Source organism: Corynebacterium pollutisoli (assembly GCF_900177745.1).
Lineage (GTDB): Bacteria > Actinomycetota > Actinomycetes > Mycobacteriales > Mycobacteriaceae > Corynebacterium > Corynebacterium pollutisoli.
On record NZ_FXAR01000001.1, the window covers coordinates 547,018 to 566,485 of the forward strand.

17 protein-coding genes are annotated in these 19,468 nt (G+C 68.4%); 7 read left to right on the forward strand and 10 right to left on the reverse strand.

The features are described 5' to 3' along the window. The first annotated feature begins 3 nt into the window (after nt 1-3). Complete coding sequence (gene map, locus B9Y70_RS02660) at nt 4-867, forward strand: type I methionyl aminopeptidase (protein ID WP_085548680.1); 864 nt, start codon at nt 4-6, stop codon at nt 865-867. 88 nt (nt 868-955) lie between these two features. Here the strand turns inward: map and mtr are convergent, their stop codons facing one another. Both mtr and B9Y70_RS02670 read right to left on the reverse strand, forming a co-directional pair. Continuing rightward, a complete protein-coding gene (gene mtr / locus B9Y70_RS02665) occupies nt 956-2,329 on the reverse strand; it encodes a mycothione reductase (RefSeq protein WP_085548681.1) in 1,374 nt (457 codons plus the stop codon). 42 nt (nt 2,330-2,371) lie between these two features. Beyond that, entirely contained in the window at nt 2,372-3,343 is a 972-nt protein-coding gene (locus tag B9Y70_RS02670) for an alpha/beta hydrolase (protein WP_085548682.1), read from the reverse strand. A gap of 258 nt (nt 3,344-3,601) precedes the next feature. On the opposite strand from B9Y70_RS02670, the gene mqo reads away from it, so the two are divergent. Both mqo and B9Y70_RS02680 read left to right on the forward strand, forming a co-directional pair. Continuing rightward, nucleotides 3,602-5,104, forward strand: coding sequence for a malate dehydrogenase (quinone) (mqo, locus tag B9Y70_RS02675; RefSeq protein ID WP_085548683.1), 1,503 nt, complete (start codon nt 3,602-3,604; stop codon nt 5,102-5,104). Nucleotides 5,105-5,177: 73 nt separating this feature from the next. Next, nucleotides 5,178-6,050, forward strand: a complete 873-nt coding sequence (locus tag B9Y70_RS02680) for a VOC family protein (protein ID WP_085548828.1) — start codon at nt 5,178-5,180, stop codon at nt 6,048-6,050. 95 nt (nt 6,051-6,145) lie between these two features. Here B9Y70_RS02680 and B9Y70_RS02685 read toward each other — a convergent pair whose 3' ends face one another. Next, entirely contained in the window at nt 6,146-7,471 is a 1,326-nt protein-coding gene (locus B9Y70_RS02685; protein ID WP_085548684.1) for a protein adenylyltransferase SelO, read from the reverse strand. A gap of 112 nt (nt 7,472-7,583) precedes the next feature. Between B9Y70_RS02685 and B9Y70_RS02690 the strand changes: the two genes are divergently transcribed. Continuing rightward, nucleotides 7,584-8,795, forward strand: coding sequence for a multidrug effflux MFS transporter (locus B9Y70_RS02690; RefSeq protein ID WP_240309099.1), 1,212 nt, complete (start codon nt 7,584-7,586; stop codon nt 8,793-8,795). On the opposite strand, the gene B9Y70_RS02695 is transcribed toward B9Y70_RS02690, so the two are convergent. From B9Y70_RS02695 to yaaA, 5 genes are all read right to left on the reverse strand, one after another. Then, complete coding sequence (locus B9Y70_RS02695) at nt 8,780-9,886, reverse strand: AAA family ATPase (RefSeq protein ID WP_085548686.1); 1,107 nt, start codon at nt 9,884-9,886, stop codon at nt 8,780-8,782. The genes B9Y70_RS02690 and B9Y70_RS02695 overlap by 16 nt on opposite strands. A 146-nt stretch (nt 9,887-10,032) precedes the next feature. Then, nucleotides 10,033-10,449 (reverse strand): excalibur calcium-binding domain-containing protein, encoded by a 417-nt coding sequence (locus tag B9Y70_RS02700; protein WP_085548687.1) that lies wholly within the window; start codon nt 10,447-10,449, stop codon nt 10,033-10,035. A gap of 104 nt (nt 10,450-10,553) precedes the next feature. Further along, complete coding sequence (locus B9Y70_RS02705) at nt 10,554-11,564, reverse strand: S66 family peptidase (RefSeq protein WP_085548688.1); 1,011 nt, start codon at nt 11,562-11,564, stop codon at nt 10,554-10,556. A gap of 17 nt (nt 11,565-11,581) precedes the next feature. Beyond that, a complete protein-coding gene (locus B9Y70_RS02710) occupies nt 11,582-12,592 on the reverse strand; it encodes a S66 family peptidase (RefSeq protein ID WP_085548829.1) in 1,011 nt (336 codons plus the stop codon). Between the two features lie 5 nt (nt 12,593-12,597). Further along, on the reverse strand, nt 12,598-13,296 hold the full coding sequence (gene yaaA, locus B9Y70_RS02715; RefSeq protein WP_085548689.1) for a peroxide stress protein YaaA: 699 nt from the start codon (nt 13,294-13,296) through the stop codon (nt 12,598-12,600). 32 nt (nt 13,297-13,328) lie between these two features. Here yaaA and B9Y70_RS02720 point away from each other — a divergent pair, with 32 nt between their 5' ends. Beyond that, entirely contained in the window at nt 13,329-15,068 is a 1,740-nt protein-coding gene (locus B9Y70_RS02720) for a proline--tRNA ligase (protein ID WP_085548690.1), read from the forward strand. Between the two features lie 126 nt (nt 15,069-15,194). Here B9Y70_RS02720 and B9Y70_RS02725 read toward each other — a convergent pair whose 3' ends face one another. Next, nucleotides 15,195-17,171, reverse strand: coding sequence for an MMPL family transporter (locus B9Y70_RS02725; protein ID WP_085548691.1), 1,977 nt, complete (start codon nt 17,169-17,171; stop codon nt 15,195-15,197). Nucleotides 17,172-17,209: 38 nt separating this feature from the next. Further along, on the reverse strand, nt 17,210-17,887 hold the full coding sequence (locus tag B9Y70_RS02730) for a hypothetical protein (protein WP_085548692.1): 678 nt from the start codon (nt 17,885-17,887) through the stop codon (nt 17,210-17,212). A 33-nt stretch (nt 17,888-17,920) separates the two neighbouring features. Here B9Y70_RS02730 and rimP point away from each other — a divergent pair, with 33 nt between their 5' ends. Together rimP and nusA are read left to right on the forward strand one after the other, a co-directional pair. Beyond that, a complete protein-coding gene (rimP, locus tag B9Y70_RS02735; protein WP_085548693.1) occupies nt 17,921-18,475 on the forward strand; it encodes a ribosome maturation factor RimP in 555 nt (184 codons plus the stop codon). Beyond that, nucleotides 18,472-19,464, forward strand: coding sequence for a transcription termination factor NusA (nusA, locus tag B9Y70_RS02740; RefSeq protein WP_085548694.1), 993 nt, complete (start codon nt 18,472-18,474; stop codon nt 19,462-19,464). The genes rimP and nusA overlap by 4 nt, the downstream gene beginning before the upstream one ends. Nucleotides 19,465-19,468: the final 4 nt, after the last annotated feature.

Sequence of the window (19,468 nt, forward strand, 5' to 3'; positions counted from 1 at the left end):
GGCATGACTTCACGCTCCCCCCTCGTTCCCGGCCGCATGTCCCCGATCCGTACCGTCCCCGATCACATCGAGCGACCCGAGTACGCGTGGAAGGACGACGTCCAGGAGAACATCGGCGAGCCCTTCATCCAGCCGCCCGAGGTCATCGAGGCCATGCGCGAGGCCTCGAAGATCGCCGCGAACGCCCTCCAGGAGGCCGGTGCCGCCGTCGCCCCCGGTGTGACCACCGACGAACTCGACCGCATCGCCCACGAGTACATGCTCGACCACGGCGCCTACCCGTCGACGCTGGGCTACCGCGGATTCCCCAAGTCCTGCTGTACCTCGATGAACGAGATCATCTGCCACGGCATCCCCGACGACACCGTCATCGAGGACGGCGACATCGTCAACATCGACGTCACCGCCTACAAGAACGGCGTCCACGGCGACACCAACGCCACCTTCCTCGCCGGCAACGTCTCCGAGGAGCACCGCCTCCTCGTCGAACGCACCGAGGAGGCCATGATGCGCGGCATCCGCGCCGCGAAGCCGGGTCGCGAGGTCAACGTCATCGGCCGCGTCATCGAGGCCTACGCCAAGCGCTTCGGCTACAACGTCGTGCAGGACTTCACCGGACACGGCGTCGGCCCCACCTTCCACAACGGCCTGGTCGTCCTGCACTACGACTCCACCGCCTACCGCGACATCCTCGAGCCGGGCATGACCCTGACCATCGAGCCGATGATCAACCTCGGCGAGCTCGACTATCGCATCTGGGACAACGACTGGACCGTCCAGAACAAGGACTACAAGTTCACCGCGCAGTTCGAGCACACCATCGTCATCACCGACGACGGCAACGAGATCCTCACTCTCGCTGACTAGCGGTGCCACCGCGGTTCGGCCACTTCAGGGGTGTTTGAACACCCCATAAGTGGCCGAACCGCGCCGGGATGACGCGGGATGACGCGCGCTAGAACTCCAGGCCCAGGAGGGCGTTCTCGGTGACCTCCGGCAGCGCGGGGTGGATCCAGTACTGTTTGGTCGCCACGTCGCGGACGTCGAGGTCGAAGGCCATGACCGTGATCATCTGCTGGATGAGGGTGGAGGCCTGGGGCCCGTAGTAGTGGGCGCCGAGCAGCTTGCCGGTGTCGCGGTCGGCGATGAGCTTGCAGATGCCGGTGGTGTCCTCCATGGCCCAGCCGTAGGCCACGTCGCCGTAGTTCTGGATCTTCACGGTGACGTTGTGGCCGGCGGCCCGCGCCGCGCGCTCGGTCATGCCGACGGTGGCGATCTGCGGGTTGGTGAACACCGCGGACGGCACGTGCTTGTGCGGCATCTCCTGCATGTCCTCGGGGTGGAGGAGGTTGTGGCGCACGGCGCGCATCTCGGCGTTGGCCACGTGCTTGAGCATGAAGGGGGAGGAGACGTCACCGAGCGCCCACACGCCCTCGGCGGAGACGGAACGGCCGTACCGGTCGACGTCGATACGCCCGTCCGGGGTCATGGCGACGCCGCCGCGCTCGAGGTCCATCTGGTCGCCGTTGGGGATGCGCCCGGTGGCGACGAGGAGGACGTCGGCGGTGATCTCGGCGCCGTCGTCGAGCGTGGCGGTGATGCCGCGGCTGTCGTCCTCGAGGGAGGCGACGGTGCGGCCGACGCGGACGTCGAAACGCTTGACGGCCTGTTCGTTGACGCGGGAGCAGAGGTCGGCGTCGAGGAGGCGCATGAGGGCGGAGCGGCTGATGATATGCACCTTCGTGCCGAGCGACTCGAAGACGTGCGCGAACTCGAGGGCGATGAAGCCGCCGCCGACGATGATGATGGACTGCGGCTGCTGTTCGAGCCGCATGATGTCCTCGTTGGTGTAGTAGCGGACGCCGGATTCGGCGATCTGCTCCGGGATCATCGGGCGGGAGCCGGTCGCGATGACCACCTGATCGCCGGAGATCACCTGGTCACCGACCTGCAGGGTGCGCTCGCCGACGAAGCGGGCGTGCTGGTCGTAGACGTCGATGTTGGGGGTCTCGGGGCCGCGCCGGTACGCTTCGCCGCCCTGGGCGATGAGGTCGATGCGCTCGTCGAAGATGCGGGAGACCATGGCGGGCCAGTCGACGCGGTACACCTGCGCGCTGAGACCGAGCTTCCCGGCGTGGCGAGCGGAGTGCGCGATGTCCGCCGGGTGGACGAACATCTTCGTCGGGATGCAGCCGACGTTGAGGCAGGTGCCGCCGAAGGTGCCCTTCTCCACGATCGCGATCGACGTGTCGTCGAACTCCGGTCCCGGAATGGAGTTACCGGAACCCGTGCCGATGATGATCAGATCGTAGTGCTTATCGACGTTCACTCAGTCTCCTTCAGACCAGCAGAAATATTCAACGCCTGCAGTCTACCTGCGCCGCAACCAGTCGATCGTGGTGGTCAGCGCCTCCGACAGCGGCTCGGGGCGGGAGAGGAACACGTCGTGGCGGGCGCGTTCCACCGGGTGCACCGTGACGTCCGCGCCCAGGTGCGGGGCCCACCGCTGGATCTGCTCGATGTCGAGGACCGTGTCGTGGCAGTGGGAATCCTCGCAGTAACCGCGGCCCAGCAGCGAGGCGGTGGAACACAGCGTGAGCACCGGCACCCCCACATCCACCTGGTCGGTGTGCACCAGCTTCTGGGCGCGCAGCACCTCCCGCAGCCAGCCGAGGTACTTGTGGTGCCCGCCCACCGGCTTGAAGGTGACGTTAAAGTCCCAGTCGCCGTAGTGGTCCTTGTGGATGGACACCCCGTAGGTGCCGAGGTTGCCGCCCGGGATCTTCACCGCCGGCAGCAGGCGGCCCAGGAGCCCCGCTACCGGGCGCATCACCGCGACCGCCGCCCGCGGGTACATCATGTCCAGCCACGGCGAGTTGAGCACGATCCCCGCCAGCCGCGCATGGCGTTCCGAGTTGATGCGGCGCAGGTGATCCGCCCACAGCGGGACGATGAGCCCGCCGGTGGAGTGGGCGATGGGGACGACGGGGGCGTCGATAATGTCGAGTGAGGCGGAGAGCTCCGGGAAGTAGTGCCGGAAATCCGTGCTGTAGTGCCAGCGCTGCCCGTCGCGCCGGGACCGGCCGCACTTGCGCAGGTCGAGGGCGTAGAAGTTGAAGCCCGCCTCCGCCACGGCCTGCGCGACGTGCGCGTGGAAGAAGTAATCCGTCATGCCGTGCACCCACAGCACGCTCGTCCGGCCCGGCACCGGCGTGCCGTAGCGCACGAGGGTGGCGACGATGTCCGTCTCCCCCTCCGGGTCGGGGCCCAGACGGATGTCCAGGGCGGAGAAATCGGGCCCGAGAAGGTCCGGATACCAGTCGGAGACGTCGACGACACTCATGCCCACCACCCTATTACGACCCGCGGGGGCAGGCAGCGGGGGGAGTGGCGGGCACCGATAAGTTCGCGTTTTACCGGCCTTCATCACACCCCCGGGAACCTAGGGCGTAAGGTTGATGTTTACCGGACAAGGGGAGCGGGCTCAGCCGCCGAGGACGGAAGAGGCCGCACCCGGAATTGTCCTGCCCGCCGGGAGTTGCCGCCACCCGGCGCGGGCCATCATGGCCAGAACCTTCGACGACGAATGAGGTAATGCAAGGTGTCCAACGAAAACAAGAACGCCCCCAAGGTCACTGACGAGGTCGATGTCGCCCTCGTCGGCGCAGGTGTCATGAGCGCCACCCTGGGTGCGATGATCCGTGAGCTCGAGCCCAGCTGGTCCCAGATGATCTTCGAGCGCCTGGACGGCCCCGCCCAGGAGTCCTCCTCCCCGTGGAACAACGCCGGCACCGGCCACTCCGCACTGTGCGAGCTGAACTACACCCCCGAGGTCAAGGGCCGCATCGACGTCTCCAAGGCCATCGGCATCAACGAGAAGTTCCAGGTCTCCCGCCAGTTCTGGTCCCACCAGATCGACCACGGTGTGCTCGCCGACCCCAAGGAGTGGATCAACCCGGTCGCCCACCTGGCCTTCGCCCAGGGCGACGACCAGGTCGACTACCTCAAGCGCCGCCACGAGGCACTGAAGGACAACATCCTCTTCCCGGGCATGGAGTGGGTCGAGGACGACGCCAAGTTCGCCGAGCGCCTCCCCGTCATGTCCAAGGACCGTGACTTCGCCGCCGAGAAGGTCGCCTACTCCGGCACCGACATCGGCACCGACGTCAACTTCGGCGCGCTGACCAAGCAGTTCCTCACTGCCGCCGAGGCCTCCGGCACCGAGATCCGTTACGGCCACGAGGTCAAGAACATCAAGAAGGACGGTGCCAAGTGGAAGATCACCGTCAAGAACGTCCACACGGGTGACACCTCCGTCGTCAAGGCCAAGTTCGTGTTCGTCGGCGCCGGCGGCTACGCCCTCGACCTGCTGCGCAAGGCAGGCGTCCCGGAGGTCAACGGTTACGCCGGCTTCCCGGTCTCCGGCCTGTGGCTGCGCTGCACCAACGAGGAGCTCATCAACCAGCACGACGCCAAGGTCTACGGCAAGGCCAAGGTCGGTGCCCCGCCGATGTCCGTCCCGCACCTCGACACCCGCGTCATCGACGGCAAGAAGGGCCTCCTCTTCGGCCCCTACGGTGGCTGGACCCCCAAGTTCCTCAAGGAGGGTTCCTACCTCGACCTGTTCAAGTCGATCCGCCCGGACAACATCCCGTCCTACCTGGGTGTCGCCGTGCAGGAGTTCGCCCTGACCAAGTACCTCGTCTCCGAGGTGGCCAAGGACTTCGAGAAGCGCCTCGTCGACCTGCGTGACTACGTCCCGTCCGCCCGCGCCGAGGACTGGGAGACCGTCGTCGCCGGCCAGCGTGTCCAGGTGATCAAGCCGACCGCCGCCCCGCGTTTCGGCTCCCTCGAGTTCGGCACCACCCTCATCAACAGCATCGACGGCTCCATCGCCGGCCTGCTGGGCGCCTCCCCGGGCGCCTCCATCGCCCCGGCCGCCATGCTCGAGCTGCTTGAGCGCTGCTTCGGTGAGCGCATGATCGACTGGGGTCCGAAGCTCTACGAGATGATCCCGTCCTACGGCACCAAGCTCGCCGACGACAAGAAGATGTTCGACGAGCTGTGGGAGTACACCCAGAAGACCCTCCAGCTGGAGAAGTAACTCTGCGGGTGTGAGGGCCGCGGCGCACGGGCGCCGCGGCCCTTCCGCGATTCCCGGTCGTAGGATGGAGGGCATGCAACGCATCGTGCCCAACCTCTGGTTCGACCGGAACGCCGACGACGCCGCCGAGTTCTACGCCGCCGCCTTCCCCGACACGCGTATCGACGCCCGCGTCACCTACCCCACCTCCGGTCTCCCCGAGTTCCAGGCCGACCGGGCCGGTGAGACGTTGTCGGTGGACGTCGTCATCGACGGTTACCGCCTCACGCTCATCAACGGCGGGCCCGAGTTCGGGCCCAACCCGTCGATCAGCTTCTTCGTCAACTTCGACCCCTCCCGCCTGGCCGACGCCCGCGGGGCGCTGGATGAGCTGTGGGGGAGGCTCGTCGACGGCGGCATCGTCCTCATGCCGCTCGACGCCTACGACTTCTCCCCGCACTACGGCTGGGTGGTCGACCGCTTCGGCGTCAACTGGCAGCTCATGCTCACCGACCCGGCGGGGGAGCCGCGGCCCTTCATCATCCCCAACCTCATGTTCTGCGGCCCGGCGCAGGGCAGGGCGCGCGAGGCCGTGAACGACTACGTGTCCCTGTTCCCCGGCGGGCAGGTGGGCACGCGGGTGACCTACCCCGATTCGGGCGCGGTCATGTTTTCGGAGTTCCAGATCTTCGGCGAGTGGCTCACCGCGATGGATTCCGCGGTGGAGCAGCCCTTCACCTTCAGTCCCGGTGTGTCCCTGCAGGTCAACGCCCACGGGCAGCAGGAGATCGACCTGTTCTGGATGGGCCTGTCGGCGCTGGACTCCGCCGAGCAGTGCGGCTGGCTGCAGGACCGCTACGGCGTGAGCTGGCAGATCGTGCCGGACAACCTGGCCGAGCTCTTGGCGCGACCGGGGGCCTATCAGCGGATGCTCGGGATGGGCAAGCTCATCATCGGCGACTTCTAGCCGGGGGCGTACGGGCGTACTCCGATTCCTCCCGGAACGGCGATTGAGGGCCTCCCCGGGAGGAATCGGAGTACGCCACAACGCGGGCGGTCGGCCTAGGTTCCGCAGAAGGTGCGGAACATGTCGTCGAATCCCTCCGGCGCCGGGCCGCGGAACTCGACTCCGTGGTCGGAGTAGGGGTCGGTGACGGCATCCAGGAGCTCATGGAAGTCCGTGAGGTCGCCGGACTCGGCGGACCGCAGGGCGGCGTCGAGCAGATGGTTGCGGGGGATGTGGAAGGGGTGTTCCATCGGCTGCGGGTCGAGTGCCCGCCAGTCCGCGACCCACTGCGCGTCGGAGATGGAGTCCGGGTCGTCGTTGAGCAGGCGGTGGCTCTCAGTGAGGTCGGGGGCGTTGACCTCGAGGTGCTCGAGCCAGCGGCGGCCGATGTCGGCGTCGTCGGTGCCGAGGGTGCGGGCCAGCTCAGCGGCCTGTGCCTTCTCCCAGCGCTCGGGGAAGGAGTTCATGGTCTCCTGGGCGGTCTCGACGTCGATGAGCGGGACCATCGCCTCGGCGAGACGTGCGAGATTCCAGCCGAGGATGGCCGGCTGATTGCGGAACGCGTAGCGGCCGTGGGTGTCGATGGACGAGAAGAACGTCGCCGGGTCGAAGCGGTCGAGGAAGGCACACGGGCCGTAGTCGATGGTCTCGCCGGACAGGGTTGTGTTGTCGGTGTTCATGACGCCGTGGATGAAGCCGAGGCGCATCCACTGGGCGACGGTCGACAGCTGGGCGTCCATGACGGCGGAGAAGAACTCGTCGTGAGTGTCCAGGTCCGGGTAGTGGCGCTGCCGGGCGTAGGTGCAGAGGCGGTCGGTGAGGTCCATGTCCCGACTGACCAGGCGCGTGTACTGCACGGTGCCGATGCGCAGGTGGCTGGCGGCGGTGCGGACGAGGACGGCGCCGGGGACGGCACCGGTGCGCATGATCTTGCGTCCGGTGGAGATGACGGCCAGCGCGCGGGTGGTGGGCACGCCGAGGGCGTGCATCGCCTCGGAGACGAGGTACTCGCGGAGCATGGGGCCGAGCGCGCCGCGGCCGTCGCCGCCCCGGGAGAAGACGGTGGGACCGGTGCCTTTGGTGTGGAGATCGCGGCCGTCGATCTCACCGAGCAGCAGGGCGCGCCCGTCGCCGAGCTGCGGGGAGAGCTGGCCGAACTGGTGGCCGGCGTAGCCCATGGCGACGGTGCGGTTGCCACCGCGGCCGAGGAGGAACTGGATGCCCTCGGCGCTGCGGAGCCAGTCGGGGTCGAATCCGAGGTCGCGGGCGAGGTCGTCGTTGAGCACCACGAGCTGCGGGTCGGGCTGCTCCTCGGCATGGGCTGCGTGGACAAGCTCGGGGAAGGCGTCGGCGTAGCTGTGGTCGAGCTGGGGTGCGTTCATGGTTCCAGAGTACGGACTTGATACCCCCGTGGGTATGATATATTGTTGACAAGTAACCAAAAACGATTGTCATTAAGCTACGGAGATTCCATTGGCGACTACAGTATCCCCGGTGTCCACACCATCCGGTAAGAAGGTGCTCATCCCGCCGCTCATTCTCGGCGTCCTCGCGCTGGTCTCGGCGGTCGAACCGCTGTCGATCAACATGTACCTCTCCGGCCTGCCGCAGCTCGGCCGCGACCTCGACCTCTCCCAGGCCGGCGCGCAGCTCACGCTGACCTTCTTCCTCGCCGGCATGGCCATCGGCCAGCTCGTCACGGGCCCGCTGTCCGACGCCCGCGGCCGCCGCGGCATCTTCCTCACCGGCGTCTTCCTGCTCGTCGTCGCCACGGTCGCCTCCGCCCTGGCCACTCACGCCTGGGTGTTGTTCGCCGCGCGCTTCATCATGGGCCTGGCCGGCGGCACCGCGGTGGTGCTCGCCCGCGCCGTCGCCGGTGACTTGGCCAAGGGGCCGGAACTGGCCCGCGTGTTCTCGCTGCTCATGCTCATCGGTGGCGCGGCCCCGGTGATCGGCCCCATCGTCGGTGGCCTCGTCGTCGACTCCGTCGGCTGGCGCGGCGTGTTCTGGCTGCTCGTGGTGCTCAACCTCATCACCGCCCTGGCTGTGCTCAGGTGGATCCCGGAGACGATGCCCGTCGAGAAGCGCACGGGCGGCGGGCTCCGGCCGCTGTTCACCACCATGGGCGGCCTGCTCAAGGACCGCGCCTACGTCGGTTTCACCCTCGGCTTCATCTTCAGCTTCTCGACGATGTTCGCCTACGTCTCCGCCTCTCCGTTCATCCTCCAGGAGCACTACGGCTTCACCCCGGTGCAGTTCGCGCTCATCTTCGCCGTCAACACGACCGGCATGTTCATCGTGGCGCTGACCAACGCGAAGATCGTCAAGAAGGTCGGCCCGCTGCGCCTGGCCAAGGTGGGCAACACCGTGCTGCTCGCCGCCACCGTCTTCCTGCTCGCCGCCGCGCTTGCCGACGCCAACCGCTGGTTCATCCTCGTCGGACTCTTCGTCGTCGTCGCGTCGATGGGCATCAACTTCGCGAACAACTCCGCCCTGGCGATCTCCCGTGCGGGTGCCGTCACCGGCTCCGCCTCGGCGTTCATGGGCTCCGGTCAGTTCATCATGGCCGGCGTGCTCTCCCCGCTGGTCGGCGTGGCCGCCGCGGCGGGCATGTCCCAGCCGGTCGCGATGACCGCCGTCATGGTCGCCACCGCGGCCATCGCCGCACTGGGCATCCACTCCGGTGCGCGTCAGCTCACCCGCTGAGTGCGGTTGTCCGTCCGCAGGAACTCCGCCAGGTAGGGGAGCGTGAACGCCACGCGCCCCCACGCCGGCGCCTCGATGAGGCCCCGATCCAGCAGCTTGCCTCTGGTGTCGGTGGCCTCATTCGGCTTCTTGCCGATCCGTTCCGCCACCTCCGTGCTGGACACATCGGGGGCGTCGCCGATGAGGTCGGCCATGGCGCGCAGATACGCCATCTGTGCCGGCGGCACACCCTTGAGGGAGGGGGCGTGGACCTGGGAGCCCATGGTGTGGACGGTCTCCTCCCGCACCGCCGCGACGTCGTCCCGGGTGATGCGGTCACCCGCCCGGTTCCACGCCAGATAGCCGACGAGCTGCACCAGGTAGGGGTAGCCGCGGGCGATGTCGACGGCCAGGTCGGCGGCGTCGGCGTCGATTGGTTTGCTGTCCTCTGCGGTGGCCAGGAGGATGGCGCGGGCGTCGTCGTCGGTGAGCGGGCCCAGCTCGAAGCGGCGCGCGCGGCGCAGGAAGGTCGTGCCCGGCAGGTCGAGGAGCCGGTTGATCCCGTGGGTGAGGCCCGCCATGGCGAGCGCCACGTGGTGGTCGTCGCGGATGAGGTCCTGGTGGGTGACCGCGATGGCGGAGAGGTTGTCCGGGTCGGCGTCCTGCACCTCGTCGACGGTGATGAGCACGCCCGTGCCGGTCAGCAGTCCCAGCAGATCCCGCATCCGGGTCCCGAGGGTGGGGACGGGGTCGGTGGGGTCGAGAAGTTCGGTGTCGACCCGGAACCCGCTCACCTGCACCGCCGTCACCGTCCGCCCGGCAGGTGGGGTGAGTTCGGCGATCTTCGCCGGGATGGTCGTGTCGACGAGCGTGCGGACCGAATCCTCCCGGCCCGTCGCGCGCAGCACGATCCAACCGTGCTGGGCGGCGATGTCCTCGAGTTCGGTGAGCAGGACGGTCTTGCCGATGCCGCGGGCCCCGTCGATGACCATGCTCCTCGACGGCTCGCCCGGGTACCCGTCCAGACTTCGGGCGAACTCCTCGAGTACGACCGAACGGCCGGCCCAGTGGTAGGGGCTGGCTCCGAAGGTGGGCCGGAAGGGGTTTCTCATGCCCCCGAGGCTAGTTGATAAATTGATAAATGTCAGCGGGGGAGGAGGCCGCGTGCCGGCGTACCCGTTTGTCCTCTGGGGCCTTCGGCGACCTGGGGATTCTCCGGATGCCGTGGTAATCGGAGTACGCCAGTACGTGCGGGCTGCTACTCGCAGCCGATTCCGTCACCATCGCGGTCCAGGTGGCGACCGTATCCGGGCTGGCCCGCGTATACCGGGGCTGCACCGGCGGCTCGTGCGGCTGCGCAGTTCGCGTAGTGTGTGGCCGTCGCGGCCGGTGCGGGGTCGGGGATCGACGCGAAACCCTGCGGAACGGTGTCGAGGTTCGCCTCCACCGGGGCGGGGGCCGGTTCCGGGGCCGGCGGCTCCGCCATCACTGTCTCAGTTTCAGTCTCGGTCTCGGTCTCGGTTTCTGTCTCCGTCACCGTGGAAGTGACCATCGAGGTGACCTCGACCGTGCTGACCACGGTTTCGGTGAGGGTGGCAGGGCTGCTGTCGGCGGTTCCTCCGCAGGCGGTGAGAAGCAACGGGGCGGAGAGAAGAAGAACGAGTCGGAGACGCATCGGATTCCTTTTCGAGGCACAACGGATGCCCGGATTATCCCCCTGTCCAGCGATGATCTCTCGCGATATGATCCAGGGCACGTATCCACCACCCCTGAAGGGGGCTAGCTGTAATCGGCGAAGATCCGCTGCTGCTCGCCGTCGAGGATGACCTCACCGCCGTAGGGGAGGATCCACTGCGGGCGCGTGTGGCCGAAGGGGACGCCGCACACGACGACGGCCTCCGGGTTGTACAGGGTGACCTGCTCGATGACGGCGTCGTACTGTTCCTCGCGGTCGCGGTACTCGGGGAGGAAGAGGCTGCGTGACGGGGGCCGGGCCACCATGACGCCCTGCACGGCGCCGATGATGTCGGCCTCGCCGAGGGCGCGGACGATCTCCATGATCCCGTGGGTGTTGGTGAGACGCTGGGAGGCCTCGAGCATGAGGATCGCACCCTCGAGGTCCTCGGCGCGCGGGACGCGGTCGGCGAGCGACATCTGCGTGATGACCTCGAAGCAGCCTCCCCAGGTGCGGCCGGAGACGCGCCGGGCGGGGCCGGCCCAGCGCCACGGTTTCGTCGATTCGCGCAGGCCGTTGACCTCGAGGGCGAGGGGGTCGGACCAGAGGATGCCGTGGTCCTCGGACTCGCCGGGGTCGGTGATCTCCAGGACGCCGGTGCCGTCGAGGGCGGCGTGGAGGGAGGTGGCGGTGATGTCGTCGATACGCGGGCCGGCACCGATCTGCACCTGGGTGTTGCCGCCGTGGAAGGCGCGGATGCCCAGGCTGTGGAGCAGGTTGAGGATGTTGGTGTTGTCGCTGTAACCGAAGAATGGCTTGGGGTTCGCGGCGATGACGTCCGGGTCGAGGAAGGGGATGACGGTGACCTGGTCGTCGCCACCCAGGGTGGTGAAGATCGCCTCGATCTCCGGGTCGGCGAACGCGGCCATGATGTCGCGGGCGCGGTCCTCCGGGTAGGACTCGAATTCGCGGGTGGTGGGGTATTCGACGGGCTCGAGTCCGAACTCCTCACGCAGGCGTCGCATGGCCTGCTCGTGGACCTCCGGACCGAGTGGGGGCGCCGCCTTCGAGGGGGAGAGGACGGCGACCTTCCTTATGTCTGCATCACTACCCATGGCATCAACTACACCACTTAGGCTTGCATAAATCCAGAAAACGCGTAGTCGGCGACGACCCGCTTGTCGACGCCGTCCAGCCGCACCCTCCCGCCGTAGGGCAGGATCCACTGCGGCCGGGTGTGTCCGAACGGCACACCGGCGCACATCACCGCGTCCGGGTTGTAGCGGCGGACGGTGTCGGCGACGATGTCGATCTGCTCCCGTCGGGACAGGGTTGCATCGGTGTCCAGGCTGGTGGTGGGGGTGCGGGCGAGCATCACGCCGTCGACGGCACCGAGGATCCCGCCCTCCCCGAGAGCGCGGACGATGTCGGTCACCACGTCCGTGGGGGTGAGCCGCTCGGAGGCCTCGAGCAGCAGGATGCCCCCTTGCAGCTTCCCGACGCCCGGGAACCTCCCCGCGATCCCCAGCTGGGCGAGCACCTCCAGACACCCGCCCCACGTGCGGCCCTCGACGATCCGTGGCGGGCCGAACCACTCCAGCGGGTCGCACGGGGTCCGGTGCCCGAACTCCGTGAGGGCTCGCGGGTCGTCCCAGTCGGGGCCGTGGTCCTCGGAGTCGGCGGGCAGCGTCACCTCGATCTCCCCCGCGCCGCGCAGGGCGGCGAGGAAGGAGATGAGGTGGTAGTCCTCCACGTACGGGCCGGGACCGATCTGCACCTGCGTCGATCCGCCGTAGAAACCGGGGACGCCCAGCTGCCACAGCAGGTTGAGCAGGTTGGTGTTGTCGCTGTACCCGAGGAAGGGCTTCGGATTCGCCCGGATGACCTCCGCGTCCAGGTGCCGGGTGACGGTGATCTGGTCGTTCCCGCCGACCGAGGCGAGGACCGCCGCGATGGAGCCGTCGGCGAAGGCGGCGGTGATGTCCCGGGCGCGGTCCTCCGGGGAGGCACCGACCTGGCGGGTGGTGGGGAACTCCACCGGCTCGAGCCCCAGCGCGCGCAGGCGCTCCAGGGCCTGTTCGTGGACGGACGGGTACGCGCCGGGAGCGGCGAAGGAGGGGGAGAGGACGGCGACGCGGGTCATGCCGGTCACACTACAAGCGTCAGCTCCGTCGCGGAGGTCGGGGAAATGTCCAGCCCGGCCGCGCGGGCGATGTCGACGACGTCCGCGGCGGAGGAGGCCGCGGCCGGCGCGCTCGCCAGCACCCGGGCCAGTTCGCCCTTGTAGTGCTTGTTGAAGTGGCTGACCACCTTGCCGTCCTTCTCCACGCGCACGGTCACGGCCCCGGGCACTCTGCCCAGCTGCTGGTAGGCGCCGGAGCGCAGGTCGACGACGAAGTCCTCCTCCGCCAGAGCCTCGGTGATGAGCCGGCCCCACCGGGAGCGCATGGTGCGTTCGTCGAGCTTCGTGCCGCCGGAGAGCCGGTAGCGGGGGATGAGGTCGCCGGCGCGGACGACACCGAACAGCGCCGAGCCGACGGCGAGACGGTCCCACGCGAGCTCGGGCAGGGTGGGGGCGGACAGGGCGTCGAAAAGCACGCCCGTGTAGCGGTGCAGGGCGGGCATTGTCGGGGACGTGCGCAACTCACGGTTGGCCTCCGCCTCCGGGCGGAGTTTCTCGGAGATCCCGAGCACCGCCATCGCGTCGGCGACCTCGAGGCCGGAGAGCTCGTCGATGAGTGCGGAACGCACGGGAGTGAGCGTCGGAAAGCTCAGTCCCTCCAGGTCAAGAGCGGGGCCGGAGCCGCCGGGGGCCTTGGTTTCGGAAGGAGGGAGGACGATCAGCATGGGCACAAGGGTAGCGGGTAAAGTCTGACACCATGATCACACGTCTGTCCTCGCTGTTCCTTCGCACGCTGCGCGAAGACCCGGCTGATGCCGAAGTGCCCAGCCACAAGCTGCTCGTCCGCGCCGGGTACATCCGCCGTGCCGCCCCCGGTGTGTACTCCTGGCTGCCGCTGGGCCTGCGCACGCTGCGCAAGATCGAGGACGTCGTGCGCGAGGAGATGAACGCCATCGGCGGCCAGGAGCTGCTGTTCCCGGCGCTGCTGCCGCGCGAGCCCTACGAGAGGACCAACCGCTGGACCGAGTACGGCGACCACCTCTTCCGCCTCAAGGACCGCAAGGACAACGACATGCTCCTCGGGCCCACGCACGAGGAGATGTTCACCCAGACCGTCAAGGACCTGTACTCCTCGTACAAGGATTTCCCGGTCACGCTGTACCAGATCCAGACGAAGTACCGCGACGAGGAGCGTCCGCGCGCGGGCATCCTGCGCGGGCGTGAGTTCGTGATGAAGGACTCCTACTCCTTCGACATGTCGGACGCGGGGCTCGACGAGTCCTACGCCGCCCACCGCCGGGCCTACCAGGCGATCTTCGACCGTCTCGGCGTCTCCTACGCCATCTGCCAGGCCACCTCCGGCGCGATGGGCGGTTCGGCGTCCGAGGAGTTCCTGGCCGTGAGTGAGAACGGCGAGGACACCTTCGTCCGTGCCACCGATGGTTCCTACGCCGCGAACGTGGAGGCCGTGGTCACCCAGCCGGGCGTCGAGAAGCCCATCGAGGGCCAGCCGGAGGCCGTCGAGTACGACACGCCGGATGCAGAGACCATCGCCACCCTCGTGGAGTGGGCCCGCGGCGAGGGGCTGGACGTAACCGCCGCCGACACCCTCAAGTGCGTGGTGGTCAAGGTCACCGCGCCCGGCGAGGAGCCGGAGCTGCTCGGCGTGCTCGTCCCCGGTGACCGCGAGGTCGACATGAAGCGCCTCGCGGCCTCCCTCGAGCCGTCCGAGGTCGCCATGGCGGAGGACGCGGACTTCCGGAAGAACCCCTTCCTCGTCCGCGGCTACGTCGGCCCGCGCGGCCTGGCCGCCAACGGCGTCCGCGTGCTCGCCGACCCGCGCGTCGTGCCCGGCACCGCCTGGATCACGGGTGCCGACGCCCCCAATCGCCACGTCGTCGGCCTCGTCGCCGGCCGCGACTTCGAGGTCGACGGCTACATTGAGGCCGCCAAGATCCGCGAGGGCGACCCCGCGCCGGAGGGCCAGGGCACCCTCACGCTCGAGCGCGGCATCGAGATCGGCCACATCTTCCAGCTCGGCCGCAAGTACACCGAGGCCTTCGACGTGCAGATCCTCGACGAGTCCGGCAAGCGGTCCGTGCCCACCATGGGCTCCTACGGCATCGGCGTCTCTCGCCTCATGGCCGTCCTCGCGGAGCAGCGCCACGACGACAAGGGCCTCAACTGGCCCGTCGAGGTCGCTCCGTACCAGGTGCACGTGGTCGTCGCGAACAAGGACGCCGCCGCCATGGAGGCCGGCGAGCGCCTCGCCGGTGAGCTCGATGACGCCGGCATCGAGGTGCTTTTCGACGACCGCCCCAAGGTCTCCCCGGGCGTGAAGTTCAAGGACGCCGAGCTGCTGGGCATGCCTTTCGCCGTGGTGCTCGGTCGTTCCTTCGCGGACGGCATCGTCGAGCTGCGGGTGCGTGGCGGCGAGACCCTCGAGATCCCGGCTGACGAGGCCGTGGCGAAGGTGCAGGAGCTCGTGCGCGGGTAGACCGCAAGCACAAGAAGACGCGCACTCGTATTTGTCGACAAATACGAGTGCGCGTCTTCTTATATGCCCAGGTCATTTCCTGATAGTGGCCGGAGTCACGTCAGGAAATACGACCGGGTGTCACGGCTACAGCTCGGAGGCGGCGGTGGCGACGACCTGCTCGTCACCGGCCTGCTTCTTCGGCTTCACCTTGCCCGGCCACCAGAACTTCTCGCCCAGCAGCTGGACGACCGCCGGGATGAGGATGGTACGGACGATGAGGGTGTCCAGGAGCACGCCGATGAAGATCACGATACCCACCTGCGCCAGGACGACCAGCGGCAGGACACCGAGTGCGGCGAACACGGCGGCCAGGAGGATACCGGCCGAGGTGATGACGCCACCGGTGGAGGACAGGGAGCGCAGGACGCCCTCCTGGGTGCCCACCACGCGGGCCTCCTCACGGGCGCGGGTGATGAGGAAGATGGAGTAGTCGATGCCCAGCGCCACGAGGAACACGAAGGAGTACAGGGGGGTGAGGGCGTCGAAGCTGGAGAACCCGAGGATGCCGGTGGAGATCCACCAGCCCAGGCCCAGGGCGGCGATGTTGGTGATGAGCACGGTCGCGGTCATGATCACCGGCGCCAGGATGGAGCGCAGCAGGATCATCAGGGCGATGAGCAGGACGAGCAGGATGACCGGGAAGATGAGGGTGCGGTCCTCGGCGGCGGACTGCTCGGTGTCGTGGAGCTCGGCCTCCTCGCCGCCGACGAGTGCGTCGGTGCCCTCGAGGGAGGAGCGGAGTTCCTCGGTGGTGCCGCCCGAGACCTGGAGGATGTCCCAGTCGCCGGCGGGCTCCTGCGGGATGACGGAGGCGCCCTCGTCCTCGAGGACGGCGGTGACGCGCTCGGGCTCCTGGGTGGCGATGATGGCCGGGGTGGCCTGCTGGTCGGGGAACTTCTCCTCGAGGACCTCGGCGGCGGCGATGGACTCGGGGGTCTCGATGAACTGCTCCGCCTGGGTGAGGCCGGTGCGGATCTGCAGGGCTCCGACGCTGGCGATGGCGAGGAAGATCATGGCGACGACGCTGAGCATGACAGGCTTGGAGCGCACGACGTTGCCGATGCGGTCCCAGAAGCGGTGGTTGACGTCGGTGCCGACGCGCGGGATCTTGGGCCAGAAGATCCAGCGGCCGAAGAACAGCAGCACGCCGGGGAGGACGAACACGGCGAAGAGGAAGGCGATGCCGATGCCGAACATGGACGCCAGGCCCAGGCCACGGGTGGTGGGCACGGCGGAGAGCAGGAGGCAGGCGACGCCGAGGATGACGGTGACGGCGGAGGCGAAGATCGTCTTGACGGTCGGGCCCCAGGCCTGCGCCATCGCGGCGAAGCGGTCCTCGTGGCGGTGGAGTTCGTCGCGGTAGCGGGAGATGAGCAGCAGGGCGTAGTTGGTGCCCGCGCCGAAGACGAGGACGGAGAGGATGCCGGCGGTCGACTCGTTCCACACGGCGCCGAGGGCGTCGAGGGCCCAGGTGTAGGTGGTGGCGGCGACGCGGTCGGCGATGCCGATGACGAGCAGCGGCAGGATCCACAGGACGGGGGAGCGGTAGGTGACGATGAGCAGGACCGCGACGATGATGCCGGTCACGGCGAGCAGCAAGAGGTTGGCGCCGGAGAACACGCCGGAGAGGTCACCCTCGATGGCGGCGGGGCCGGTGACCTGGGCGGTGACGCCGTCGGGGAGGTCGGCGGCGGCGTCGGCACGCAGTTCGTTGATCTTGTCGACGTTGTCCGTCAGTCCCTCGGACGCGACCTCGACCGGCACCATGGCGGCGGTCATGTCCTCGTTGGGGATGAGTGGCCCGCCGAGTTCCTCGGCCTTGGGGGCAAGGGCCTGCATGTCGAGGGGGTCGTCGCTGGTGAACAGGACGAGCGCGGCGCCGCCGTTGTCACCGGGGCGTTCCTGCAGGATCTGGGCGACGCGTGTGGAGTCGACGTCGTCCGGGGCCATGGCGGTGGGGTCGGAGGGGGTCTCGGCTGACCCGAAGGACATCGAGGCACCCGCGAGGGCAATGAGAAGAAGGGCGAGCCAGCGGAAGGCCCGGGCGGTAGTTGTACTCACTAGTCACAGAGTACCGATGGCAACATAGTGTCGGAAAGCTACGCGACGCGCGCGAGCCATGCGCGCCACCCGTCGTTGTCCGCGTCACTCACCGCGTTGAGCCACGCCGCGTCGCGCTCCGCCACGAGCGCCGTCACAAACCCCTCGTCACCAGGGGAGAGTTCGCCGCTGACCGCGTACCCCGGTTCCGCGACGGGCACGTCCCCGGCCGGAGCGAGCACTTCGCGCAGGGCTGTGATTCGCGTCTCGGCGGCGTCGATGAGTGTCTCGACGTCCCCGTGGAACGCCTGCGCCACCTGAAGTCCGTACACGTGGGCGTACTCGGTGCGCAGCAGCGCGCGGGCCTGCTCGGCGGCGGCCTCCGACAGTGGCACCGGTGCAGCCTCCCCGGCGGCCAGGGCAACGGCCTGCCGGGCGACGAGGTCACGGGATTCGGCGGGCACGTCGTCGACGGCGGCGACGGTCACCTCGAAGGCGTCCGCCTCCTCCACCGGCGTGGGCACGTAGTCACAGGAGGTGGGGACGGTGCCGTCCTCGTGGGTGCCGCACAGGCGGGCGATCTCGGCCTCCAGCTCGGCGGCGTCGGCGGCCCGGCCGGTGGCGTGGGCCTGATCCGCCAGCGTCGACAGCTCCGGGTTCGGGCGCGGGCCGAGCATCTCCACCGAACAGGAGGCGAGCAGCGGCACGAGCACGAAGGGGAGGAGGCGACGGTTCACAGCGCACACCCTACCCGCGATAGGCTGGTGGGCATGGCATTCCCCGGAGAAGCAGAACTGATCAGCCTCATCACCCCGGTCACCGACGCGTGCGGCCTCGACATCGAGGGCGTGAAGGTGACCCGCGCGGGCCGGAAGTCGGTGGTCGGGATCTTCGTGGATTCGGACATCCGCCCGGACCTCGACCTGCTGGAGCAGGTCTCCCAGGAGGTGTCCATGCTTCTCGACGCCGCCGAGGACCGCGGCGAGGTCAACCTCGGCGCCGGCTACACCCTGGAGGTCTCCACCCCGGGTGTCGACGCCCCGCTCACCGCCCCGCGCCATTGGCGCCGCAACCGCGGCCGCCTCGTCGCACTGCTCGAGGACGGGAAGAAGTCGACGTGGCGCGTCGGCGCCCTCGCCCCGGACGAGTCCGGCGTGGTGCTCGTGCGCACCGTGAAGAAGGACCGCGAGATGCGCGTGCTGGAGTTTTCCGAAACCCCCCGCGCAGTGGTAGAAATTGAATTCTCGAATCCCCCGGCGGCAGAAACCGAGCTGACCGGACTTGACTACGACCAGGCGCTCGCCTGGCAGGAGGACAACAAGTGAATATCGACATGGCTGCGCTGACCACCATCGAGAAGGACAAGGGCATCCCGGTGGATGACATGCTCCAGACGATCGGCAGCGCACTCATCCACGCGTACCGCGAGTACCGCGGCGAGGAGAGCGAGACCCGCGCCCGCGTGGACATCGACAAGGACACCGGCTCCGTCGCCGTCATCGCCACCGAGCTTGACGACGACGGCGAGGTCGCCTCCGAGTACGACGACACCCCGGACAACTTCGCCCGCATCGCCGCCGGAGCCGTCCGCGACGCGATCGTCCGCCGCCTCCGCGAGGCCGAGAACGTCCGCCTCTTCGACGAGTACCAGTCCTTCGAGGGCCGCGTCGTCTCCGGCGTCGTGCAGAAGGACGACACCGCCAACTCCCGCGGCATCGTCATCGTCCAGCTGGGCACCGAGGCCGATCCGCAGGACGGCATCCTCCTGCCCGCCGAGCAGATCCCCGGCGAGAAGCTCGAGCACGGCGACCGCGTCAAGGCGTACATCGTCGGCGTGAACAAGGGCCCGCGCAACGTCCAGGTCAACCTCTCCCGCACCCACCCCGAGCTGGTCCGCGGCCTCTTCGAGCTGGAGATCCCCGAGGTCGCCGACGGGTCCGTCGAGATCCTCGGCATCGCCCGTGAGGCCGGCCACCGTTCCAAGGTGGCCGTCACCGGCAAGGTCAAGGGACTCAACGCCAAGGGTGCCTGCATCGGCCCCCGCGGCCAGCGCGTGACCAACATCATGAACGAGCTGGGCGGCGAGAAGATCGACATCATCGACTGGTCCGAGGACCCGGCGACCTACGTCGGCAATGCGCTGGCCCCCTCCAAGGTGGTCAACGTCGAGATCATCGACCCCGAGGCCCAGACCGCCAAGGTCACCGTGCCGGATTACCAGCTCTCGCTGGCCATCGGCCGCGAGGGGCAGAATGCCCGCCTCGCCGCCCGCCTCACCGGATGGAAGATCGACATCCACTCCGACATCAACTGAGCCG